The organism is Streptomyces sp. NPDC052701 (genome assembly GCF_040678355.1).
Classification (GTDB): Bacteria; Actinomycetota; Actinomycetes; order Streptomycetales; family Streptomycetaceae; genus Streptomyces.
Map to the genome: position 1 here is coordinate 1 of NZ_JBFATO010000078.1, position 2,019 is coordinate 2,019.

General features: G+C 73.6%; 1 protein-coding gene and 1 pseudogene. Both read right to left on the minus strand.

Features of this window, described 5'->3' with window-relative positions; all coding sequences use genetic code 11:
- The coding region (locus tag AB0L29_RS35440; protein WP_365833468.1) for an alpha/beta hydrolase at window positions 1-508 on the minus strand (508 nt) is incomplete at its 3' end.
- A 96-nt stretch (window positions 509-604) separates the two neighbouring features.
- A pseudogene (locus AB0L29_RS35445) lies at window positions 605-2,019 on the minus strand (esterase); the annotation flags it as partial.

The following is a 2,019-nucleotide window of genomic DNA, read 5'->3' on the forward strand; positions in this document are numbered from 1 at the left end:
CGCCCTTGAGCCGCAGGGCGTTGGCGCCGTGGGTGGCCGCGTCGGTGGCGAGCTGGCCGCCGGCCGAGGAGCCGAGCAGCAGCACGCGGTCGGGGTCGACGTCGAACTCGGCGGCGTGGGAGCGGATCCAGGCCACCGCGTCGGCGACGTCGTCGCGCTGGGCGGGCCAGGCGGCCTCGAAGTTGAGCCGGTATTTGACGGCGAACACCTGGAAGCCCTCGGCGGCGAAGCGCTCGGCGGAGGCGGACCAGTCGGTCTGGTGGTACCAGTAGCCGCCGTGGATCAGCACCAGTGCGGGCCTGGGACCGGAGCTGCTTTTGTTCCAGTGGGCGTCGAGGCTCTGGCGCGGGTGGGAGCCGTACTGGTGGGTCGAGGTCGCGGCGGCGAGCTGCATGTTCTGCGCCGTGGGGGCGCGGTCGGCGTCGGGCAGCGTCGATGCGGTGGTGGACAGGGCGGCGGCGCCGGCCACGGCGAGGGCGGTGAGCACGGGCAGCAGGATGCGTCGCATGGTTCGGTGCTTTCGTGGGGGTGAAGGCGTGTGACCGGCCGGTCCCGCGGCACGGTGCGTGCCGCGGAACCGGCCGGACGGGTCTGGGCGAAGGCGTCAGCGGATCACGGAGCCGAACGTCTCACCGGCCGCGGGCAGGCCGCCGGTGCCCGGCTGGAACGTCGTCACCGGCCTGGTGGCGCCGCTCAGGACGTTGTCCCACGGCACGGCGTGCGCCGAGCCTTGGGAGACGGGTCCGTCGGGCAGGCCGAGGTAGAGCTCGGTACCCGTTGCGTGGATGGCGCTGCCCACCTTCTGCGAGGCGCCCAGCGCACCGGGGATGCCGAACTTGCCCGGGTAGACGGTGGCGATGAAGGCGCCGTTGGTCAGGCTGAAGGCGTAGACGGTGCCGCCGTCGGTGGCGCCGGTGCTGTCCTCACCGGGCACGCCCACCGCGAGCAGGGTGTTCTGCGCGGTGCTGACCGCACCCGGGGCGGTGTTCACGGCCGACAGGGTCTGGGCGAAGGCGTCACCGGCCTCGGTGCTGCCCGGAATACCGGCCGCGCCCTGGTAGATGCCGGAGATCTGGGTGAACCCGGAGGCGGTCAGGCGGAAGGTGTCCACCCGGCCCGCGTTGGCGGCCTGGGTGCCGTCCTCACCGGGGGAGCCGACGGCCAGGATCGACTCGGCGCCCGTCGCCGAGGCGTTGGCCCGGTACGGCACCAGCGCCAGCGACGCACCGAAGCGGTCGTCGGCCTCCGCGCCGCCCTCGACGGCCTCCAGGTCCTGGTCGATACCGGTGATCCCGGCCGGCAGCTTGTCGGCGTTGAGGGTGTGGCTGAACAGCGACACCCCGCCGGCCGAGGCCAGCGACCCGATGGCCTCACCGGGGGCGCCCACCGCCAGGTGCTGCGGCGAGCCGGCGATCGCGGAACCGAACCTGTCGCCCGCCTCCATGGCACCGGGCACACCCGCCTTGTCCTGGTGGATCAGGACATTGCCGGTGCCGGTGCCGCGCAGGTAGATCACGCCGCCCGCGTCGGTCAGACCGCCGGCGGCGTCCTCACCGGGGGCACCGACGGCCAGGTACGGCTCACCGGCCAGGGTGGTACCGGCCGCCAGGGCATGACCGAACTGGTCACCGGATTCGGAGGCCATCGCGGCAAGAGCACCGCTGCCCGAGCCCTGCTCCAGGGCGACGGTCGCACCACCGGCGGCCAGTCCGGCCGGCGCACCGTGCAGGATGCTCACCAGGCCCGCGTCGGTGGCCGCACCCAGATCCTCGGCCGGCGCGCCGACGACCAGGTCGGTGCAGCCGTCGAGATCGTGGTCGAAGACGGCCAGCGACGCGCCGAAGCGGTCGTTGGCCTCCGAGCCGCCGGGAACCGCACCGAGGTCCTGGGTGATCTCCGCGGTGCCCTTGCCGCCCCCGTACACCACCCGCACCAGACCCGCCTTCGCGTCACCGCCGACGGCCGCGTCCGGATCGGCGATCGCGGTGTCACGCACACCGTCGCAGTTGAAGTCCGTGA